The organism is Burkholderia sp. LAS2, from assembly GCF_018417615.1.
Taxonomy (GTDB): Bacteria; Pseudomonadota; Gammaproteobacteria; order Burkholderiales; family Burkholderiaceae; genus Burkholderia; species Burkholderia sola.
The window spans coordinates 3,863,021-3,880,367 of sequence record NZ_CP071052.1; the positions used below are offsets into that span (position 1 = coordinate 3,863,021).

The 17,347-nt window shown below is 67.8% G+C and carries 17 protein-coding genes; 12 read left to right on the plus strand and 5 right to left on the minus strand.

Going from position 1 to position 17,347, the window contains the following annotated elements:
* Positions 1-26: 26 nt before the first annotated feature.
* A complete protein-coding gene (locus JYG37_RS17790; RefSeq protein ID WP_249746002.1) occupies positions 27-638 on the minus strand; it encodes an HrpB1 family type III secretion system apparatus protein in 612 nt (203 codons plus the stop codon).
* 335 nt (positions 639-973) lie between these two features.
* Between JYG37_RS17790 and sctU the strand changes: the two genes are divergently transcribed.
* The 11 genes from sctU to JYG37_RS17845 all read left to right on the plus strand — a co-directional run bounded on the left by sctU (position 974) and on the right by JYG37_RS17845 (position 10,618).
* Entirely contained in the window at positions 974-2,032 is a 1,059-nt protein-coding gene (gene sctU, locus JYG37_RS17795; RefSeq protein ID WP_213346112.1) for a type III secretion system export apparatus subunit SctU, read from the plus strand.
* Positions 2,033-2,037: 5 nt separating this feature from the next.
* Entirely contained in the window at positions 2,038-4,014 is a 1,977-nt protein-coding gene (locus tag JYG37_RS17800; protein ID WP_050011156.1) for an FHIPEP family type III secretion protein, read from the plus strand.
* The gene (gene sctP / locus JYG37_RS17805; protein WP_249746003.1) at positions 3,977-4,981 is read left to right on the plus strand and encodes a type III secretion system protein SctP; all 1,005 of its coding nucleotides are present in this window, start codon (positions 3,977-3,979) and stop codon (positions 4,979-4,981) included. The genes JYG37_RS17800 and sctP overlap by 38 nt, the downstream gene beginning before the upstream one ends.
* A 7-nt stretch (positions 4,982-4,988) precedes the next feature.
* Positions 4,989-6,113, plus strand: coding sequence for a type III secretion system cytoplasmic ring protein SctQ (sctQ, locus tag JYG37_RS17810; RefSeq protein WP_124630478.1), 1,125 nt, complete (start codon positions 4,989-4,991; stop codon positions 6,111-6,113).
* On the plus strand, positions 6,100-6,756 hold the full coding sequence (gene sctR, locus JYG37_RS17815) for a type III secretion system export apparatus subunit SctR (protein WP_006750699.1): 657 nt from the start codon (positions 6,100-6,102) through the stop codon (positions 6,754-6,756). The genes sctQ and sctR overlap by 14 nt, the downstream gene beginning before the upstream one ends.
* Positions 6,757-6,766: 10 nt before the next feature.
* Positions 6,767-7,030, plus strand: a complete 264-nt coding sequence (gene sctS / locus JYG37_RS17820; protein WP_050011159.1) for a type III secretion system export apparatus subunit SctS — start codon at positions 6,767-6,769, stop codon at positions 7,028-7,030.
* Complete coding sequence (locus JYG37_RS17825) at positions 7,027-8,220, plus strand: helicase (protein WP_124630479.1); 1,194 nt, start codon at positions 7,027-7,029, stop codon at positions 8,218-8,220. The genes sctS and JYG37_RS17825 overlap by 4 nt, the downstream gene beginning before the upstream one ends.
* Before the next feature lie 114 nt (positions 8,221-8,334).
* Entirely contained in the window at positions 8,335-9,372 is a 1,038-nt protein-coding gene (hrpD5, locus tag JYG37_RS17830; RefSeq protein WP_050011381.1) for an HrpD5 family protein, read from the plus strand.
* Between the two features lie 23 nt (positions 9,373-9,395).
* Entirely contained in the window at positions 9,396-9,656 is a 261-nt protein-coding gene (locus JYG37_RS17835; RefSeq protein WP_011660757.1) for a hypothetical protein, read from the plus strand.
* 173 nt (positions 9,657-9,829) lie between these two features.
* Positions 9,830-10,039 (plus strand): hypothetical protein, encoded by a 210-nt coding sequence (locus tag JYG37_RS17840; protein WP_006765597.1) that lies wholly within the window; start codon positions 9,830-9,832, stop codon positions 10,037-10,039.
* Between the two features lie 123 nt (positions 10,040-10,162).
* The gene (locus JYG37_RS17845) at positions 10,163-10,618 is read left to right on the plus strand and encodes a CesT family type III secretion system chaperone (RefSeq protein ID WP_089489224.1); all 456 of its coding nucleotides are present in this window, start codon (positions 10,163-10,165) and stop codon (positions 10,616-10,618) included.
* Between the two features lie 133 nt (positions 10,619-10,751).
* On the opposite strand, the gene JYG37_RS17850 is transcribed toward JYG37_RS17845, so the two are convergent.
* The 4 genes from JYG37_RS17850 to sctC all read right to left on the minus strand — a co-directional run bounded on the left by JYG37_RS17850 (position 10,752) and on the right by sctC (position 16,047).
* Positions 10,752-12,179 carry a secretin N-terminal domain-containing protein gene (locus tag JYG37_RS17850; protein ID WP_213345678.1) on the minus strand — a complete coding sequence of 476 codons (1,428 nt, stop codon included), beginning with the start codon at positions 12,177-12,179 and terminating at the stop codon, positions 10,752-10,754.
* Entirely contained in the window at positions 12,176-12,946 is a 771-nt protein-coding gene (locus JYG37_RS17855; RefSeq protein WP_213345679.1) for a response regulator transcription factor, read from the minus strand. The genes JYG37_RS17850 and JYG37_RS17855 overlap by 4 nt, the downstream gene beginning before the upstream one ends.
* An 88-nt stretch (positions 12,947-13,034) precedes the next feature.
* Positions 13,035-14,243: a sensor histidine kinase gene (locus JYG37_RS17860; protein ID WP_080334123.1), complete on the minus strand. Its 1,209-nt coding sequence runs from the start codon at positions 14,241-14,243 to the stop codon at positions 13,035-13,037.
* Positions 14,244-14,283: 40 nt separating this feature from the next.
* Positions 14,284-16,047 (minus strand): type III secretion system outer membrane ring subunit SctC, encoded by a 1,764-nt coding sequence (sctC, locus tag JYG37_RS17865; RefSeq protein ID WP_176015394.1) that lies wholly within the window; start codon positions 16,045-16,047, stop codon positions 14,284-14,286.
* 103 nt (positions 16,048-16,150) lie between these two features.
* Here sctC and JYG37_RS17870 point away from each other — a divergent pair, with 103 nt between their 5' ends.
* Positions 16,151-17,257, plus strand: a complete 1,107-nt coding sequence (locus JYG37_RS17870) for a type IV pilus twitching motility protein PilT (protein ID WP_373452498.1) — start codon at positions 16,151-16,153, stop codon at positions 17,255-17,257.
* Positions 17,258-17,347 lie beyond the last annotated feature (90 nt).

The window sequence follows — 17,347 nt, forward strand, 5'->3', positions numbered from 1 at the left end:
CGTTTCTCCTGGTAGGGGCAACAGGCTCAGACGCGCATGTACTGCATCGTCAGCAGCATGTCGCTGGATGAGGACGACGGCGTCGCGACCGCTTCGCCGTCTTCGGCGTGCGCTCCGTTCTCGAACGCGAGCGCGGAATCCGGCGCAACGAAGCGGCCCGTGCGCTTCGCGGTCGAGACCGCCTGCTTCAGTTCCTCGCTCGCAAGCAGAACCTTCGCGAGCCGTTCAACCTCTTCGTTGCCGCCCTCCTCCAGCAGGTGCCGGGCCTCCTCCTGCCAGCCGAACTCCTGGCGGGCCTTCAGGCACTGCAGCAACATTCCCTTGCTGGCCGGCAGGCAGACCGAGCGCTCGACCAGATCGCGAAAGAGCCGTTCGGCGTCGCTCCATTCCTCGCGCACCATATGCAGCCAGCCGTCGAAAAACGCGAATTCGGCGGAATCCGGGCGCAGCAGATGCAGCACGTCGACGAGGTGCTCGAGATCGTCGATGTCGACTTGCGCCGGCGTGCCTGCGCGGGCCAATGCCACCCTGACCAGGTCGACGATCGCGCCGACGACTCCCGATGGGCACTGCGGCCGATCCTTCAGAACGTCCATCCTTTCCCCCAACGAAATCAGATTCGATCCGATGGGCCGCACCCGATGAGGCGTGGCCTTCCGTTGACGCTAAGTTACGCAACACGATCGGCGCGCCACGTGCCGCGCACGAAGTCGCACAACGAATTGCGAAGCGCCGCGTGCGACGGGCGGCGGTCCGTGCCGCTTTTCGCGGACGTCTTCGCGCGTGCCCGCCGCCGCGCGGGTCGCCTTGCTCACGTGGCCTCCGCCCGGGCGACGCGCCGTCGCGCCGCCTCGCTTCGCTGCCCCTGCCCTTGCTTCGCATCGCCGTCGCGCCGGATAGCGCGGCGCCGCTAACGTTGCATCGGGGCGACCCATCCCGGGTGCGCGCCTGCGACAAGCGAAGGACAGCGGTCATGAGCGACGAGAAAACCGAAGAGCCCACAGACAAGAAGCTGGACAAAGTCCGCGAGGAAGGCCAGGTCGCGAAGAGTTCCGACCTGGTCGAAGTCGCGTCGCTCGGCTCGATCGTGCTCGTGCTGACGGCGGGCCAACACTATCTGGCCGATACGCTGCGCGCGATCGTCAAGGAGGCGGTCGATTTCACCCACGGCGAGCGCGAGTTGCAGGACCTCTGGACCATCCTCGTTCATATCGGCCTGCAGACGCTCGGCCTGCTGTGCGGGATCGCGGCCGTTGCGCTCGTCGCCGCCATCATCGCGCTCGCCCCCCAGACGGGACTCAAGATTTCGTTGAAAGCCGTCATGCCGAAGCTTGCGTCGGTCAGCCCCGGGTCCGGCTTTCAGCGCATCTTCTCGATGAACTCGGCGATCGACCTCGCGAAGATGGTCGGCAAGGCCGCGATTCTCGTCGCCGTCATGTGGCAGACGATCAAAAGCGCGATGCCCGTGGTGGCGAGCGCGCTCGATCAGTCGGTCCCGCAGTTGATCGGCGTGCTGTGGTCCGTGCTCATGCATGTGGTCGTGGTCGCGCTCGGCGTGTTCGTCGTCATCGGCGCGTTCGACTACAAGCTGCAGAAGTGGCTCTTCATCCGCAAGAACCGGATGTCGAAAGACGAGGTGAAGCGCGAGCACAAGGAGAGCGAAGGCAACCCCGAACTCAAGGGCGAGCGCAAGCGCATGGCCAGGGAGATATCGCAGGAAGGTCCGAAAGGCGGCGTCGCGCGCGCGAACGTCGTCGTGGTCAACCCGGTTCACTACGCGGTCGCGCTGCGCTACGACCCGGCGGAGTTTCCGCTGCCCGTCGTCCTCGCCAAGGGCCTCGACGAGCAGGCGCTGCGGCTGCGCCAGCAGGCGATGCACGCGCGCGTGCCCATCGTCGCGAACCCGCCCGTCGCGCGCATGCTGCACAAGGTGCCGCTCAATCAGCCGATTCCCGAGGAACTGTTCGAAGTCGTCGCCGCGATTCTTCGCTGGGTGGACGGCCTCGCGCCTCAAACCGCCACCACGGAGTAGTGGACATGTTCAAGACCATGAAACTGCCCGGCATCGGCGAGGCCGGCATCGCCGTCCTGCTGATCGCGATCGTCTCGCTAATGATCCTGCCGCTGCCCCCCGCCATCATCGACGGGCTGCTCGCGATCAACATCATGATCAGCATCACGCTGCTCATGGTGACGATGTATGTGGGCCATATCGCCACGCTGTCGGCGTTCCCGTCCGTGCTGCTCTTCACGACGCTGTTCCGGCTCTCGCTGAATATCGCGTCGACGAAGTCGATCCTGCTGCACGCCGATGCCGGCGAAATCATCGAAAGCTTCGGCCAGCTCGTCGTCGGCGGCAATCTCGTCGTCGGCCTCGTCGTGTTCGTCATCATCTCCGTCGTGCAGTTCATCGTGATCGCCAAGGGCTCGGAGCGCGTCGCCGAAGTGGGGGCCCGTTTCACGCTCGATGCGCTGCCCGGCAAACAGATGAGCATCGACGCCGACCTGCGCGCGAACATCCTGACGCCGGACGAAGCCCGCAGGAAACGCGCGAGGCTCGCCATCGAAAGCCAATTGCATGGCGGCATGGACGGCGCGATGAAATTCGTGAAAGGCGATGCGATCGCCGGCCTCATGATCACGATGATCAACATCGTCGCGGGCATCGCCGTGGGCGTCGCCTATCACGGCATGTCGGCCGGCGACGCGGCCAACCGCTTCTCGGTCCTCTCGATCGGCGACGCCATGGTCTCGCAGATTCCGTCGCTGCTGATCTCGGTGGCCGCGGGCGTCATGATCACGCGCGTGGACGAAGGCGGCGACCATGGAAATTCCTCCCTCGGCGAAGACATCAGGCGCCAGTTCACGAGCAGCTCGCGCGCGCTGTACTTCGCCGCGCTGCTGCTGCTCGGCTTCGCCGCCGTGCCCGGTTTTCCGGCGGCGCTCTTCGCGCTGCTCGCCGGGCTGCTCGGCTTCGTCGGCTACCGTCTGCAGAAGAAGCAGGATGGTCCGGCCAAAGGCGCCGGCAAGCCCGTAGGCGCACTGCAGCGCGCCGGCGCCAAGGGCGACGCGCCGTCGATCCTGCCACGCCCGCCGCAGTTCACCTGCCCGCTCGGCGTGCGCCTCGCCGCCGACGTCAGCGCGCGTCTCGCGGCCGATGCGCTCGACCGCGCGTTCGACGCCCAGCGCCACGCGCTGCAATCGGGAGTCGGCCTGCCGTTCCCCGGCATCATGATGTGGACCGACGGCACGCTGCCCGAAGACAGTTACGAAGTGCTCATCTTCGACGTGCCGCAAGGGCGCACCACGCTCGCCGAAACGCGCGCGGTACACGCGGCGGCCGACGGCGGCGCCGCGGACGCGCCTGCCGCCGCGGCGACCCCGGAAGCATTGATTGCACGCCACACGATCGACCTGCTGCGGCGCAATGCTCATCTCTTTCTCGGCATCCAGGAAGCACAGTGGATGCTCGATCAGCTCAACGAGGACTACCCGGGCCTCGTCGCGGAAGTACAAAAGGCGCTGCCGCTGCAGAAGATGGCGGACGTGCTGCGCCGGCTGCTGGAGGAAGACGTGCCCGTGCGCAATATCCGCAGCATCACCGAAAGCCTGATCGTCTGGGGACCGAAGGAGAAGGACATGCTGATGTTGACGGAATACATCCGCATGGAGCTCGGCCGGCTCATCGCCTATCGCGCGACGGGTGGCGTGCGGGATTTGCCCGTCGTACTCGTCGACATTCAGGTCGAGCAGCACATCCGGCAGTCGATCAAACAGACGCCCACGGGCAACTTCCTCGCGCTGCCGCCCGACGAAATCGCCCAGCTCGTCGGCAAGATCGCCGACATCGTCGGCGATACGCCGCGGCAGCCGCTGGCGCTCGTCGCGTCGATGGACATCCGGCGCTACATCAAGCGGATGATCGAGGCGCGGCTGCCGTGGCTGCCCGTGTATTCGTACCAGGAGCTCGGCGCGCATGTCGATCTCCAGCCCGTCGGCCGCCTGGCGATGTGATCGAGCGAGCCGCGCCATGCACACCTGCCCCCCTCATCGCGCCCGCGTCATCGCAGCGCCGGCCGCGCACACCGACCCCGCACCCGAGATGCCGGCCGCGCAGTTGAGCCGCCAGGCCGCGCTTTTTCAGCGCCTGCGCGAAGGCGCGCGCGCCGGCGCATCGGAAACGCCCGGCGACGAGCCGCCATGCGCCGCACCGGCCGAGCCTCCGTTCGGCGAGCAAGCCGAACCGCTCTACCCGGTCCCCGGGTTCGCCGCGGACGACCATCGCGACGATGCCGGCAGCGGCGAGCGCGACGACGACGCACAAGCTGGCTCCGGCGACGAACGCGATGACGCTGCCGCGCACGCTCGATCGGCAGCGCCGGTGCCGGTGCCGGCTCCGGTGCCTGCGACGATTCATCCGCCCATGCATTCGACGATGCACCTGCCGGTGCAGTCGGCCATGCATGCGCCCATGCATGTACCGGCATATTCGACGATGCCCACGCCGACGCCGACGCCGGTGCACGGCGCGGCGCCACTTTCACCGCAGAGGCCGCCCAACGCCCGGCCATCGACGGCTGCGCCGGCCACGCCGCGCGTTCAAGCCACGCGCGAGCCGCAGCGCTCCGAAGCAGCCGGCCCGCACGCCGTGGTCGCCGTGCGGGCACCGGCGCGCACGGGCCAGGACATGAACCGGTTCGTCGATTCGATCGTCGCCGAAGTGTCGGACTTCTGCGCCAATCCGATCGTGTTCGCAAGCGGCGACTGGCAGATCACGATTCCCATCGATCCGGCGCTGCTGCCAGGCTGCACGTTGAACCTCGCGCTTTCGCATTTCCAATTGACGCTTCGCTTCGACACCACGGACGCACGCTCGCGCGAACTAATCTCACAGCATGCGGCGACGTTGCGCACCAGCCTCGAGGCAGTGATGCAAAGCCGCTTCGACGGCGCGCGCAGCGTCGAGATCATCGTCACGTAAAACGAATATGGACACCACACGAACGCTACTGACAGACCACGTTGCGGCGGCCGCCCAAGCGCCGGCGGTGGCCGTCTTGCTCGATCCCGCGCGGCTGCCCGCGCTTGCGGCCGCCACCGCGCGCCAGCATCGGCTCGCCGTCGACGAGCGCCTGAGCGCACTGCTCGCTCACGCGCTCGGCGTCTCGGCCTTCAGCGTCGGTACGCACGATTTCGTGGAGCCGGAGCGCGCCGCCGTCGTGCGCTTGCGCTGGGGCATGGAGACGGCCGCGGTGCGCATCGACGTCGGACAGCACACGGGGCTCGCGAGCATCGTCGCGTCGGACGAGCCCGTCAACGCACGCTTGCGCCATGCCGTGTGCGCGATCCTGCTCGATCCGCTGCGGCGCGCGCTGCAAACGCTCGGCTTCGACGGCGTGGAAGTCGTCTCGCTTGAACCTGCCGCGCGTCAGCCGTTGAGCGCGCCTTGCTGCGCGCTCTCGCTGCGCGTGAGCGATACCCGCTTCGATGCGGTTGTCGAGCACGTCGACAGCGGCTGGCTCGACGCGCTCGAAACGCTCGTGGCCCGGCAATGCACGCCGTTCGCCACCCACGTCAGCGAGATCGCCGTACCGGGCCGGCTGCAGATCGGCGAGAAAACGATGAACGTGACGACGCTCGATTCGCTGCGCGCGGGCGACGTCATCTTGCGTGCCGTACCCGAAGCCACCCGCGCGCTCTTCGCGAGCGAGCGCTCGTCCGCCCCGATGCACGTCGTCTGGGGCCGCTACGGGACGCGGCAACTGCGCGCCGTGGCAGACGTCACCCACCATCTGATGACCTTGAACGAGGACCCCACCATGAGCCATGAGACGCAGTTCAACGCGCCGCTTACCGATTCGATCGACACGCCCGTCGAAATCAGCCAGCTGGACCTGCCGCTGAAGCTCGAGATCGACACGGTTTCGATGCCGGTCGCCCAGCTCTCGGCGCTGCGCGCGGGCTACGTGCTCGAGCTTCCGACCGCGCTGCCCGATGCGCGCGTGCGGCTCGTCACCTACGGGCAGACGATCGGCTTCGGCGAACTCGTGAGCGTCGGCGATCATCTCGGCGTGCGTCTCGTTCAGCTGTCGCGCGGCCATGGTTCAGTTTAGCGATCTCACCGGGCTGCTGATCACCGTCGTCGCGATCAGCCTGATCCCGTTCGTCGCGATGGTCGCGACCTCGTACGCGAAGATCGTGGTCGTGCTCGGGCTGTTGCGCAACGCGCTCGGCGTGCAGCAGGTGCCGCCGAACATGGTGCTCAACGGCATCGCGGTCCTCGTCTCCGCTTACGTGATGGCGCCGATCGGCATGCAGGCCATGCAAACCATGCAGACGATGCACCGCACGCCCGGCAGCGACACGTCGCTCGTCGTGCTCGATGCCTTCGATGCGGCAAAGGAGCCGTTTCGCGCCTTTCTGAAGAAGCACGCGCACGAGCGCGAAAAGCGGTTCTTCGTGCGCTCGGCAACCGTGGTCTGGCCGAAGGACATGGCGGCGAAGATCCGCGAGGACGACCTCATCGTCCTCGCCCCGGCCTTCACGCTGACCGAGATGGCCGACGCCTTCAAGATCGGCTTTCTGCTGTACATCGCGTTCATCGTCGTCGATCTCGTCATCGCCAACGTGCTGATGGCGATGGGCCTGAACCAGGTCCAGCCGACGAACGTCGCGATTCCGTTCAAGCTGCTCTTGTTCGTCGTCATGAGCGGCTGGTCCACATTGATTCACGGTCTTGTCATGACCTATCGCTGAGGCGCGCACCATGGAAACCGATACGCTCGTTCGCATCACTTCGCAGGGCCTGCTGCTCTGCCTGTCCGTCTCGATGCCGGTGGTGGTGGTCGCCGCGCTGTCCGGCCTCGCGATTTCGTTCGTGCAGGCCATCACGTCGATGCAGGACCAAAGCATCTCGTACGCGGTGAAGCTGGTGGCCGTCGTGGCCACCGTGCTGATGATCGGCGCCTGGGGCGCCGCCGCGATCCTGCGCTTCGCCAATCAGATCGTCACGCTCGCGGTGCCGTCGTGAATGCGCCGATCCGCAACAACCACGGCCACCACGCCGCCGATCTCGCGCAGCAGGCGCAGGCCGGCGCCGAGCACACGGGGCAGATGACCCAGGCGCGCGGCTTCACGGGCGTGAAGGTGCAGCACACGAAGATGCAGCGCGCGCGCCTGCAGCACAACAAGATGCTCGCCGCCGCTTTCTACCGCGGCAAGCGTTTTGCCGAAGGCATGCACAAGCCGCCGCCCCCTTCCGCGCAAAAGCTGATGCGCCAGCTCGGCCAACGGCCGCGGCCAGGGGGCTCGGCGAAGGCGCAGGGCAAAGAGGCATCGGCTCACGAACGGCCGGACGACCCGCACGCGCTCGAGCCCAGGCACGAGCACGAACACCCGCACGAGCGCGAACGCAAGCACGAGCAGGGTCAGCAGCAAAAGCGCGAGCGCGATCAGCAACACGGCGAGGAGCAACGGCATCGCAACGGCCATGGGCACGATCGCGGCTCGAATCAACAGGGCGAAGAACAGGGGCAGCCGCAGCAGCGTTCGCCGCGCGACGGACAGCCTCGGCGCGACGGCCGTCAGTCCGGCGAAGGCCGCGACACACCGCGCAAGTTCGCGATCGGCAAGGCGGGCCGGGCCAAGGCCGCCGCGCGCAGCCAGCCGCTCGCGGCGACGATGCAACTGCTCGCGACGCAAAAGCTCGGTGCACCGGACTTGCCGGCCGAACTCGCGGCGGCCTGCGCGAAGGAGGTGCTGCGGCTTGCCGCGCAGGTCGAACTGGGGCCCTTGCTGGCGGTGCCGATGCTGCTCGCCATGCGCTCGCCGATGGCGCTCCGGCGCAATGCTGCCCGGCTTCACGCGCACCGCCATGCGGCGCTGATGCAAAGCGCCGCGACCCCGGGCAAGGCCGCCGCAGTGACCGGGCTGCTCGGCGTATCGCTCGACAACACGCTCGCGCGCCAGCGCGCGGGCATCGAATACTCGTACGACGATCAATCGATCGCGGCAGTGAAGCAATGCATTCTCGACACGCAAGCCGCGCTGCCGGCCGGCAAGGCGCCAGCCGGTGCCGCCGTCACGGGCGGCGCGACGGGCGGCGCGATCGGCGGTCAAACCGGCGCCGCGCGGCAAGGGGCGGCCAAGGCAACGGCCGGCGCTTCGGATAAGACGTTCGAAGTTCGCATGGCGCCGGCCGCGCCAACGGCAAAACCCTAAACTGATTTTGACGGTCAAGGCCCGGCGGCCCGATGCGCGAAGCAGCGACACGCCGGAGCGGCGACCCGCAAGAGCAACCGCATGACCCACGTCGGATACACGGATACCACGATCATGAAAGCGCTTCGAGTACTGACCGGCACCCACGCCGGAGCCCAGGTCCGGCTCACGAGCGGCACCTACCGGATCGGCGCCGCCGAGCACGCGGATGTCTGCATCAGCGACTGGACGGTCGAGGACATCGAGCTTTGCGTGGGCGAGGACGGTGTGGCGCGGATCCGCTCGGCGAACGGCGACGAGGTGCTCGTGGCGGACTTCGTGGCCGTGCCGTTCGGCGATGTCGTGTTTTGCGTGGGCCCCGATGGCGAAGCCTGGCCGCGCGATCTCGATTTGCTGGCGGGCCTCTGGAAGACAGCCGAGCCGCCTGCCGACACCGCGACGGCGGCTGACGCGGATAGCGGCGCGCCGGATCGGGACCCGGCCCATGCGGACGAACCCGGCGCCGGCCGCGCGCCGACCGCGTCGCCCCAGGTGCGCTGGCGCACGGCCGTGCTGGCGCTCGCCTGCACCGCTGCGATCGGCGGCATCGCCGTGGCCGGCGTGATGTTCGCGGGCACGCAGTCGAGCGAAGCGGCGAGCGTGAAGTTCGACGCCGACGCGATCGCACGGCAGCTGCAGGAGGCCCTGCACCGCGAAGGCCTCGGCGATCTGCAGGCAATGGCACGCAAGGACAGTGTGGCGGTGCGCGGCATCGTGACGAGCAGCGACGAAAGCGCGAAGGCGCAGCGGATCATGGACAGTCTCGCGCGCGGCAAGGTGCGGCGCGAATACGACGTCGCGCAGCAAGATGTGGACAACATCCAGCAGTCGCTCGCCGGCACGGGCGCGGCAGTGAGTTACCAAGGCCACGGCATCTTCCGCGTGAGCGGCAACGTGCAGTCGATGACGACCTTCCGCACGCTGATAGCAGGTATCAGGGCCGACCTCGGCGACAACGTCAAGCGCGTCGACGTCGACGTCAAGGAGGCGCAGGCGCTCACGCCCGATGTCGAGTACACGTCGGTGATCGCCACGGGCGGGCTGCGCTACATCGAGACGCCCGACGGCACGAAGCATCTGTTCGCGAGCAGCAGGGACGAAGCAAACAATTGACCTCGACCACCAAAGGAACCGACATGTACGACGCATTGCTTCCCATCGCGCAGGATCTGAACGCGCTCGATGCCACGCTCTCGGCGCCCGACGGCGCGCAGCGGGTCGCGCGCATCGCGGCGGCCTTCGACGAAACCGCGCGCCGGATCAGTACGGCCACGCAGTCCGCGGCCGACGAGCGCGAGCGGCTCGATCTGCAAAAGCTCTATCGCGGGATGATCGCGGCGCGCCGCATCGTGCTCACGCTGCAGGAGCGCCACAGCGCGCGTGGCGCGGCGCTTTGACGGCATCCGCGGCGATACGGAAGAAGGTTAGACAGTTTGCAGTTGCAGCATCCGGCTGCGCGTCAGCCGGTCCGGACCGGCGGCCACCACGGCCACGGGCCTTTTACCGAAGCATCAGGCGTCAACCCACAGCAGTGCTTTTTTCATCACTTTCTTGATAAGGGGAATACATCATGTCTTCATCGATCGGAAGCTCGGGCGTCTCGCAAGCCGGTTCGCAAAACGCCGACATGGTCGGCCAGATGCAGGCCATGGCCAACCAGAACAACGCCATGACGATGGCCGCCATGCAGATCAACATGCAGCAGCAGGAAACGTCGGCGCTCGCCTCCGTCGGCAACAACGGCGCGAAGAACATCGCCGACGCCGCGAAGGGCCAGTAAGCGACTCGCGTTGCCGCGGTCCGTTGGCGCGAGGGGCACGAAAGCGGAAAGCCCGGCTTTCCGGCTCCGTGCCCCCGCTTTTTTGCAACCGGGCCGCCCTATTTTCGCCGGAGATTGCCGCCCATGAGCAGGGAACGTTTCGTCGAGTTGATTCACGAGGTTTGCGCGGTGGTCGGGCTGCCCGACGCCGAGTATGTCGTCGACACGCAAACGCTCGAGATCGAAGGGTTCGACGTCCATCTCGACCACCACGAGGCCGACCCCGATTCGGTCTATGTCAGCTTTCATTACGGCGCCGTCACGCCCGGCCGGTCGCTCGTCGTTTTCCGGCTCATGCTCGAGGCCAACCTGCTCGTCTACGCGCAGGACCAGGCGCAACTGTGCCTCGAATCCGATACGGGCAACGTCGTGCTGCTCGTCCATCTGCCGATGGGCCCGACGATCACCGGCGATTATCTCGCCGATCTCTTCTCGCACTACGCCGAACACGGCCGCTACTGGCAAAACAACATCCTCGAATCGCCCGACGAAATGTTCGAGGGCATTGCGTCGGGCAATTTCATGTGGCTGCGGGCGTAAGCCCGGCGAGCGCGGGCGCACCGCAGGCAAGGGGCGCATCCGCGGGCATCGACGCCTGGCCGGCCATCGCAACCGTTCGTACACGGCACGTCGCTTCACGCTCACGCCATCGCGGGCGCTCGCCCGCTCGGCGCTATGCCGCCACGCGCGGTATCAGCAAGACGAGGCGGCGACGCGTGCCGCCCTCTCCCGCACTGCCGGAACCGGTATCGTCCGCGCGACGCTCGACATCGCCCCTGTGCCGCGCCGGCCCCTCGATGACGAGGCACTCGCCCGGCGCCAGGCTTTCGTCGACGGCCCGATAGCGGCGCGCATCGCGGCGACGCCCCAGTTCCACGCGCAAGCCGATACGCGGCATCGACGCGGCGCCTTCGACCGTCGGTGCAATCGAGAGCCAGAGATCGCGGGCGCCGTCATCGGGCAGGTCATCCTCATCGCGGCGTGCGGGACGTGCCTCGTGGCGGTCGATGACGGCCGGCGAGCGGTCGTGCGTGAGCGCCGTTTGCGACACCTCGATTTCGGCGCGGCCACGGCTGGCCAATGCCTTGAGCTGCGCGAGCAGCGCGCGGCCGCCGTCGGGCGCGATACCGGCATCGCGGTGCGCGCGCGCGTCCGCCGTCGCCTGCTCGGCGGCTGCCCCGTCGGCCATGGCCGGCGGCAGCGCGGGCCGCAACGCGTCGAGCGCGTCGCCATCGACATCCACCACCCACGTCTGGACCGATACGAGCTGCGCACGCACGTCCAGGCTGGCGACGAGCGCGCCGTCGGCGTCGATACGCTCGGCCCGATCGCGTATCAGGATGGAATTCGTCGTCGCATCCGCTTCGATCGCCGGCAACGCCGCATCGAACTCGACGATCCGCGGTGCATCGGCAATGGCGGTCCCGTTCGCCACGGCCGGGCGCTCGAAACGGCGCCGCAAGAGCGTGGCCACACCGGGCACGACGAGCGTGCGGCCATCGACCACGCGCGTTTCGTCGGCGGCATTCGCGGCACTCAGGCGAAACACCCGCACGGACAAGCGCACGCGCTCCCGCGCGTCGCGCTCGAAGCGCTCGGCCGCGGCACGAATACGCTCCACGTAGGTCGCCGGCCCGCGCACGTTCACCGTTTGCGCGACGGCATCCATCGCCAACGGGAAGTGCGTATCGGCAAGACCTGCCTGCTCGAGCGACGTACGCAGCGCATTCGCCGAAAGGAAGTGAGGCCGGATGGCGATATGCGCCTGCTCGTTCGCGGGCGACACATGCAGGACCGCACCGTCGTAGTACCAGACGAATCCGTACGAACGGCTCATGACGTCGAGAAAGCGCTGCGGAGGCATCGCGAAACGGCCGCTCACGACGCCCTCCACCTGACCGTCGATGCGCAGCGCAACGTGCTGCCCCGCCGCGAACGCATTCAGGACCTCCGCGAGGCCCGCGCCATTCGTCACGTAGACGAAGCGGGCGCCGGGGCCGCCGGCCCACGCCATGCTCGCCGCCTGCGCATGCACGGTGGCCGCGCAGACGAAGGCAGCGACGGCGCCGCGCGCGAGCGCTCGCGTGCGTGCCGCGCTCATGCGGCGCCTTCCGGCGACGCACCGGCGCCCGACGCATCGGCGCCCGACTGATCCATATCCGGCTTGAGGGTCAGGCGGTAACCGGTCGCATAGACCGATTGCACGGTCCAGCCGACGCCGGCCGCCTTCAGGCTCGCACGCAGGCGGCTCACGTACATGTCGACGGAGCGGCTTTGCACGGCCGCATCCCAGCCCCAGACGACGCTCATCAGATCCTGCCTCAGCACGACGGCGCCCGTGTGCCGGGCGAGATGCCAGAGAATGTCGAACTCCTTGGTGCCGAGCTTGTGCGCCACGCCCGCCACCACGAGCGAGCGCGCCTGCTGATCGAGCGCGCATTCGTCGTCGACGAACATCTTGCGGCCCTGCACGTTCATCGGCGCGAAGCGCCGCAGCAGCGCGCGCATGCGCGCGAGCAGCACCTGCCTGTCGTAGGGCTTCACGAGATAGTCGTCGGCACCCGCATCGAGTATGCGCACGATGTCGGACTCCGCCGAGTGCACGGTCTGAAAAATCACGGGCATGATCGATTGCGAGCGGCTGCGGATCTTTTGCAGCAGCTTGTCGCCGGAAACGCCCGGCAGATCCCAGTCGAGAATCGCGAGATCGGCCCACTGCTCCGACAGAAATTGCTGCGCGTCGAGCCCGCTGTGAAAAGCGTCGATGTGGTAGCCCTCGCTCTTGAGCCAGGAATGAATGAGCGCGTGATGCGCGACGTCGTCCTCGACGAACAGAATGCGTACGGGTTTGCCTGCAAGCGATTTCATGAGACCCCTTGGTTCCGACGGCCGCGCGGGAGCCGGCGCCCACTCCGCGCAACGCGTGTCAAACGAATACGGGCCGCGCGCTGGCGCCTCACTCGCCGCGCGCCGCGCGCAACGCGCGGTCGGCATCGACGAGCGACGTCGCGTGCGGCTTCGCGGCGACGGGATTCAGGCACGGCAGACGCAGCACGAACACGGTACCGCCTTGTCCGTTGAGCTCGGCGTAAAGCGCGCCGCCGTGCATGCCGACGATCTGCACGGCGAGCTTGAGCCCGAGACCGAAGCCCGTTGCCGTCCGCTTGCCGAGCTTCTCGAAGTCGGTCAGCCGATCTCCCGCGACGAGACCCGGCAGCCCGCCCGCGCGATCGTCGACGACCACCTCGGCGAAACCGTCGGCCTGCCGGATCGACACCGTCACCGCCTCGCCGCGCGGCGACGCGCGAACGGCATTGTCGATGACGTTCTGGACCGCGCGTGCCACGAAGTTGCGCATGCCGCTCACCCAGAGCGGCGCGCTGTCGGGCAGCCACAAGTGTAGCGCGACGCCGCAATAGACGGCGGTGACCTCCAGCTGCGAGATGATCTGGCGCAGCGTCGCGCGCAGATCGAACCGTTTGAAGTCGCGCGCCTGCAAATGCTCGGTCACCGACGAGAAGATGAACTGCTCGCCGAGCGAGAGCACGTACTGCGCGAGCGCGGTGATCTGCTGCATGCCGCCGCAGCGCTCGAACGCGTCGGGGTCGCTCGCATCGAGCTGCGTGAGCGCGCTGATCGAATTGAGCGGCGAGCGCAGATCGTGCAGCAAAAAGCGCAGCGACATCGCTCGCTCGTCGAGCGAGCGAGCGAACGGCGTCACGTCCGTCACGGCGATGACGGATTCGCCCGCCCCCGCACCGGCGCACGCACCGGCGGGGCCCGCCTGAATCCAGAAGGTCGAATCGTCCACGCGTACCTCGCGGCCCGCTTCGAGATCGCGCAACCGCGGCACATCCGTCATCTCGAAGCGCTCGCTCAGCGCCACGCTGAAATCGACGCCCGCGGGCAGCGTCATCGCCAGCATCTCGAGCGCGCGCGCGTTCGCGTGGACGACCGCGCCCGCGCGATCGAGCACGATCACCCCGCACGGCAGCCCGCGCAGCGTGCCGCGCAGGCGGCGCGCGTCGTCGTCGGACAGGCGGCGATCGGCGGCGCCCTCGCCGCATGCGTCGGCGGGCAAGCCCGATTGGGCGGCCCGCGGCTCGGACTGCTTCCCGGGCTGCACGTCGGGCAGCGAATGCGGCTGAGTACGGGATTCGTTCACATGGCCTCCTGCATTACCCGGGGCGGGCGGTTGCGGTGCATCACGGCGAGATGACGCGCGGCGACAGCAGGAAGAGCCGCTCCATGTGGCTCTTCTGGCGGTTGTCGGTCCTGAAGAGCGCGCCGATCAACGGAATCTTCGAGAGCCCGGGCACCCCGGTCACGCCCATCGTCGCGCTGTCCGCGCGATAGCCGGCGATGAGCAGCGCCTGCCCCTCCTCGATGAACGCCTGCGTGTTGATCGTGCTGTTCTGGATCACCGGCAGGTTGCTGACCGTCTGATCGGTGAGCTGGCCGTCCTGAATCGCCACGTCGAGCTTGATGCGCGTGCGCCCGTCCTCCTCCACGACCATCGGCAGCACACGCAGCGAGATGCCGGTCGACACGCTGTAGAGATCGCCCGACGTGTATCCCGACACCGGCACGAAAAACTGCGTCTGGTTGTCCATCACGGCCTCGATGTTGTTGAGCGTGACGACCTTCGGGCTCGCGTCGATCTTGGCGGCCTTCGTCTGCTGCAGTGCCGAGATGCGCGCCATCAGATAGCGGCCGGCGTCGCCGAGCACGGCGGCCACCGATGCGCCCACGGGCGTCGCCGCCGCGAGCATGTTGCCCGCCAGCGCCGTCTGGCCGAAGTTCTGGGAGAGCGTGCCGTTGTAGGTGCTCTGTGCGAGCGTGCCGGTACCGGTCTGCACGTCGACGTGGCTGTTGTGCGCGGTCCAGTCGACGCCAAGCTGATGCAGCGCGTCGTCGTCGATCTCGATGATGTGCGCCTCGATCTCGATCAGTTGCGGTTTGACGTCGAGGCGATCGATCAGTTTGCCGTACTGATCCATCCGGTCGGCCGTATCGCGAATCACGACGGAGTTCGTGCGCTGGTCCGCGACGATGACGGGCAGTTGATCGTCGCTCGCCGGCGCCGTGCTCGTGTTCTGCGGCGGCGGCGGCTCGCCCACCGCCGCCGCCACGGCCGGCGACGGCTGCCCGGTGAGCCCGGCGAACATGCCCTTGCCGGCCGCGCCCGACGGCACCGGCGGCGGTACGTACGGGCCGTTGTACGCATTGCCGTTCACGTCGTTGATCGGCGTGGTGCGCTTCACGCCGCTCGCCGCGCGGCCGCCCTCGCCGCGTTTGTCGGCGGCCTTGGCCGTGCCCGGGTGGTAGATGCCGTTGAGCACGGCCACCACGCCCTGCAGCGTGACCTGCTGGCCGTCGATGGGCACCGTGCGGTCGTGCGCCCACGCGTGATAGAGCGGAAAGACGCGTACCTGCGTGCCGCTTCGATGCGCCGCGTTGTTGTCGAGCCGCGAGGCCACGTTCGTCACCATCTGCACGTAGCGAGGCGGCCCGCTCACGAGCGCCGTGCCCTGCGCGCTGTCGTAGACGATCGGAAAGCGCTCGTCGGCGATGCGCAGGCGGTCGAGCGCATCGCGCAGCGCGCCCGTATCGGCCGAATCGAGCTTCACGAGCGTGCTCTGCAGTTCGGCGGCCGTCGTGATGTCGAGCACTTCGCCGTCGTAGTACCACACGAAGCCGAACGACGCCGCGAGCGTATCGAGAAAACGCCGCGGCGGCAGATGGAACTTGCCGCTCACGGTGCCGCTCACGTCGGCGGCGATGCGCGTGGGGACGCCCTGGCTCGCGCCGAAGTCGCGCAGCACGTCCTTGATGTCCTTGCCCTGCGCTTCGTAGTCGACGCTCGACGACTTCCAGCGCACGGCCGCCGCCTCGGCGACGGGGGCGGTCGCCCCGAATGCGAGCGCGGCGGCGAGGGCCACGGTGCCCAGTCGGCGAGCCCAGTTCATGACACGCCGCCCGCGATGAAGCGTACGCAGCGCGGCCCGGTGCTTCTCCGACACATCGACAAAGTTTTCATGTAAGTTCCGACTATCTTTCATAGGAAGGGCATTGACGATGAACGCTCCGAGTCACGAACGTCGCGACCTGACGCGCGAGATTCTCGAATTGATCGACCTGCGGCAGACTTTCACCGACATCCATATCGAGCAGGACCGGCCGATCATGATCAAGGCGCCGCGCGGGTGGCTCGCCGTCGGCGAGGAGCCCGTGCTCCACGACGAAATGCTGCCCACGCTGGCGTCGATCGAACCGGACTGGGAGGCGCTGCTTCAGCACGGCGCGATCGATCGCCCGTTCGTGCTCACGCGCTGCCGCCTTCGCTGCAACATCTACCGCACCAATGGCGGCCGCAAGCTCGTCATTTCGATCCGGCGCCTGCCGCTGCAGCCGCTCGCGCTCGACAAGCTCGGCCTGCCCGCCTACGTGCGCTCGATGATCGACAGCGCCAAGGGGCTGATCCTCGTGACGGGCCCGACCGGCTCGGGAAAGACGACGACGATCGCGTCGCTGCTCGAGCACATCAACCGCACGCGCAACAGCCACATCGTCACGATCGAGGAGCCGATCGAATACGAACTCGAGGGCCGCACGTCGATCGTCTCGCAGCGGCAAGTGCCGACCGACACACCGAGCTTCTCGGCCGGCCTGCGCGAGGCGCTGCGGCAGAAACCCGACGTCATCATGGTCGGCGAGGTGCGCGACCCCGAGACCGCGGAGACGGCGCTGCAGGCCGGCGAATCGGGCCACCTCGTGCTCGCGACGATGCACACGGGCAGCGCGATCGGCACGCTCACGCGGCTGCTGTCGTTCTTTCCGGCCGAGCAGCGCGAGCGCTATGCGGCCGCGCTCGCGAACTGCCTCATCGGCGTGATCTGCCAATGCCTCGTGCCGACCGAGGATGGCGAGAACTTCGTGCTCGCGAGCGAACTGCTCTTCAACAACAATCAGCAGATCAGCGGCCTGCTGACCGATCCGGGCAAGCTGCCGTACCTTGCCGAGTTCATGAAGCGCAAGGAAGACAACATGTCGCGCATGCTCAACGATCACCTCTTCAGCCTCGTATCGAAGCAGCAATGCCTGCCACGCGACGTGCTGCGCGCGACCTACAACCGGCTCGAGCTGCACGAAATGCTGCAGACGCTCGCGCCGCACTGAGCCCGCGCGAAGGCGGTGCCGGCGCAATGGCGCCGCTTTCGCCGGTCGCGCCGTGCGTGGCCGTGCTGCGAAGGTGTGCGGTATGGATAG

Bases quoted from the DNA above. Each gene is read 5' to 3' on its own strand.
- JYG37_RS17845 (WP_089489224.1), top strand. From the start codon at position 10,163: ATGAGCAGGGAACGTTTCGTCGAGTTGATTCACGAGGTTTGCGCGGTG.
- sctC (WP_176015394.1), bottom strand. From the start codon at position 16,047: ATGAACTGGGCTCGCCGACTGGGCACCGTGGCCCTCGCCGCCGCGCTC.
- JYG37_RS17840 (WP_006765597.1), top strand. From the start codon at position 9,830: ATGTCTTCATCGATCGGAAGCTCGGGCGTCTCGCAAGCCGGTTCGCAA.
- JYG37_RS17835 (WP_011660757.1), top strand. From the start codon at position 9,396: ATGTACGACGCATTGCTTCCCATCGCGCAGGATCTGAACGCGCTCGAT.
- sctQ (WP_124630478.1), top strand. From the start codon at position 4,989: ATGGACACCACACGAACGCTACTGACAGACCACGTTGCGGCGGCCGCC.
- sctP (WP_249746003.1), top strand. From the start codon at position 3,977: ATGTCGATCTCCAGCCCGTCGGCCGCCTGGCGATGTGATCGAGCGAGC.
- JYG37_RS17855 (WP_213345679.1), bottom strand. From the start codon at position 12,946: ATGAAATCGCTTGCAGGCAAACCCGTACGCATTCTGTTCGTCGAGGAC.
- sctR (WP_006750699.1), top strand. From the start codon at position 6,100: ATGGTTCAGTTTAGCGATCTCACCGGGCTGCTGATCACCGTCGTCGCG.
- JYG37_RS17800 (WP_050011156.1), top strand. From the start codon at position 2,038: ATGTTCAAGACCATGAAACTGCCCGGCATCGGCGAGGCCGGCATCGCC.
- hrpD5 (WP_050011381.1), top strand. From the start codon at position 8,335: ATGAAAGCGCTTCGAGTACTGACCGGCACCCACGCCGGAGCCCAGGTC.
- sctU (WP_213346112.1), top strand. From the start codon at position 974: ATGAGCGACGAGAAAACCGAAGAGCCCACAGACAAGAAGCTGGACAAA.
- sctS (WP_050011159.1), top strand. From the start codon at position 6,767: ATGGAAACCGATACGCTCGTTCGCATCACTTCGCAGGGCCTGCTGCTC.
- JYG37_RS17850 (WP_213345678.1), bottom strand. From the start codon at position 12,179: ATGAGCGCGGCACGCACGCGAGCGCTCGCGCGCGGCGCCGTCGCTGCC.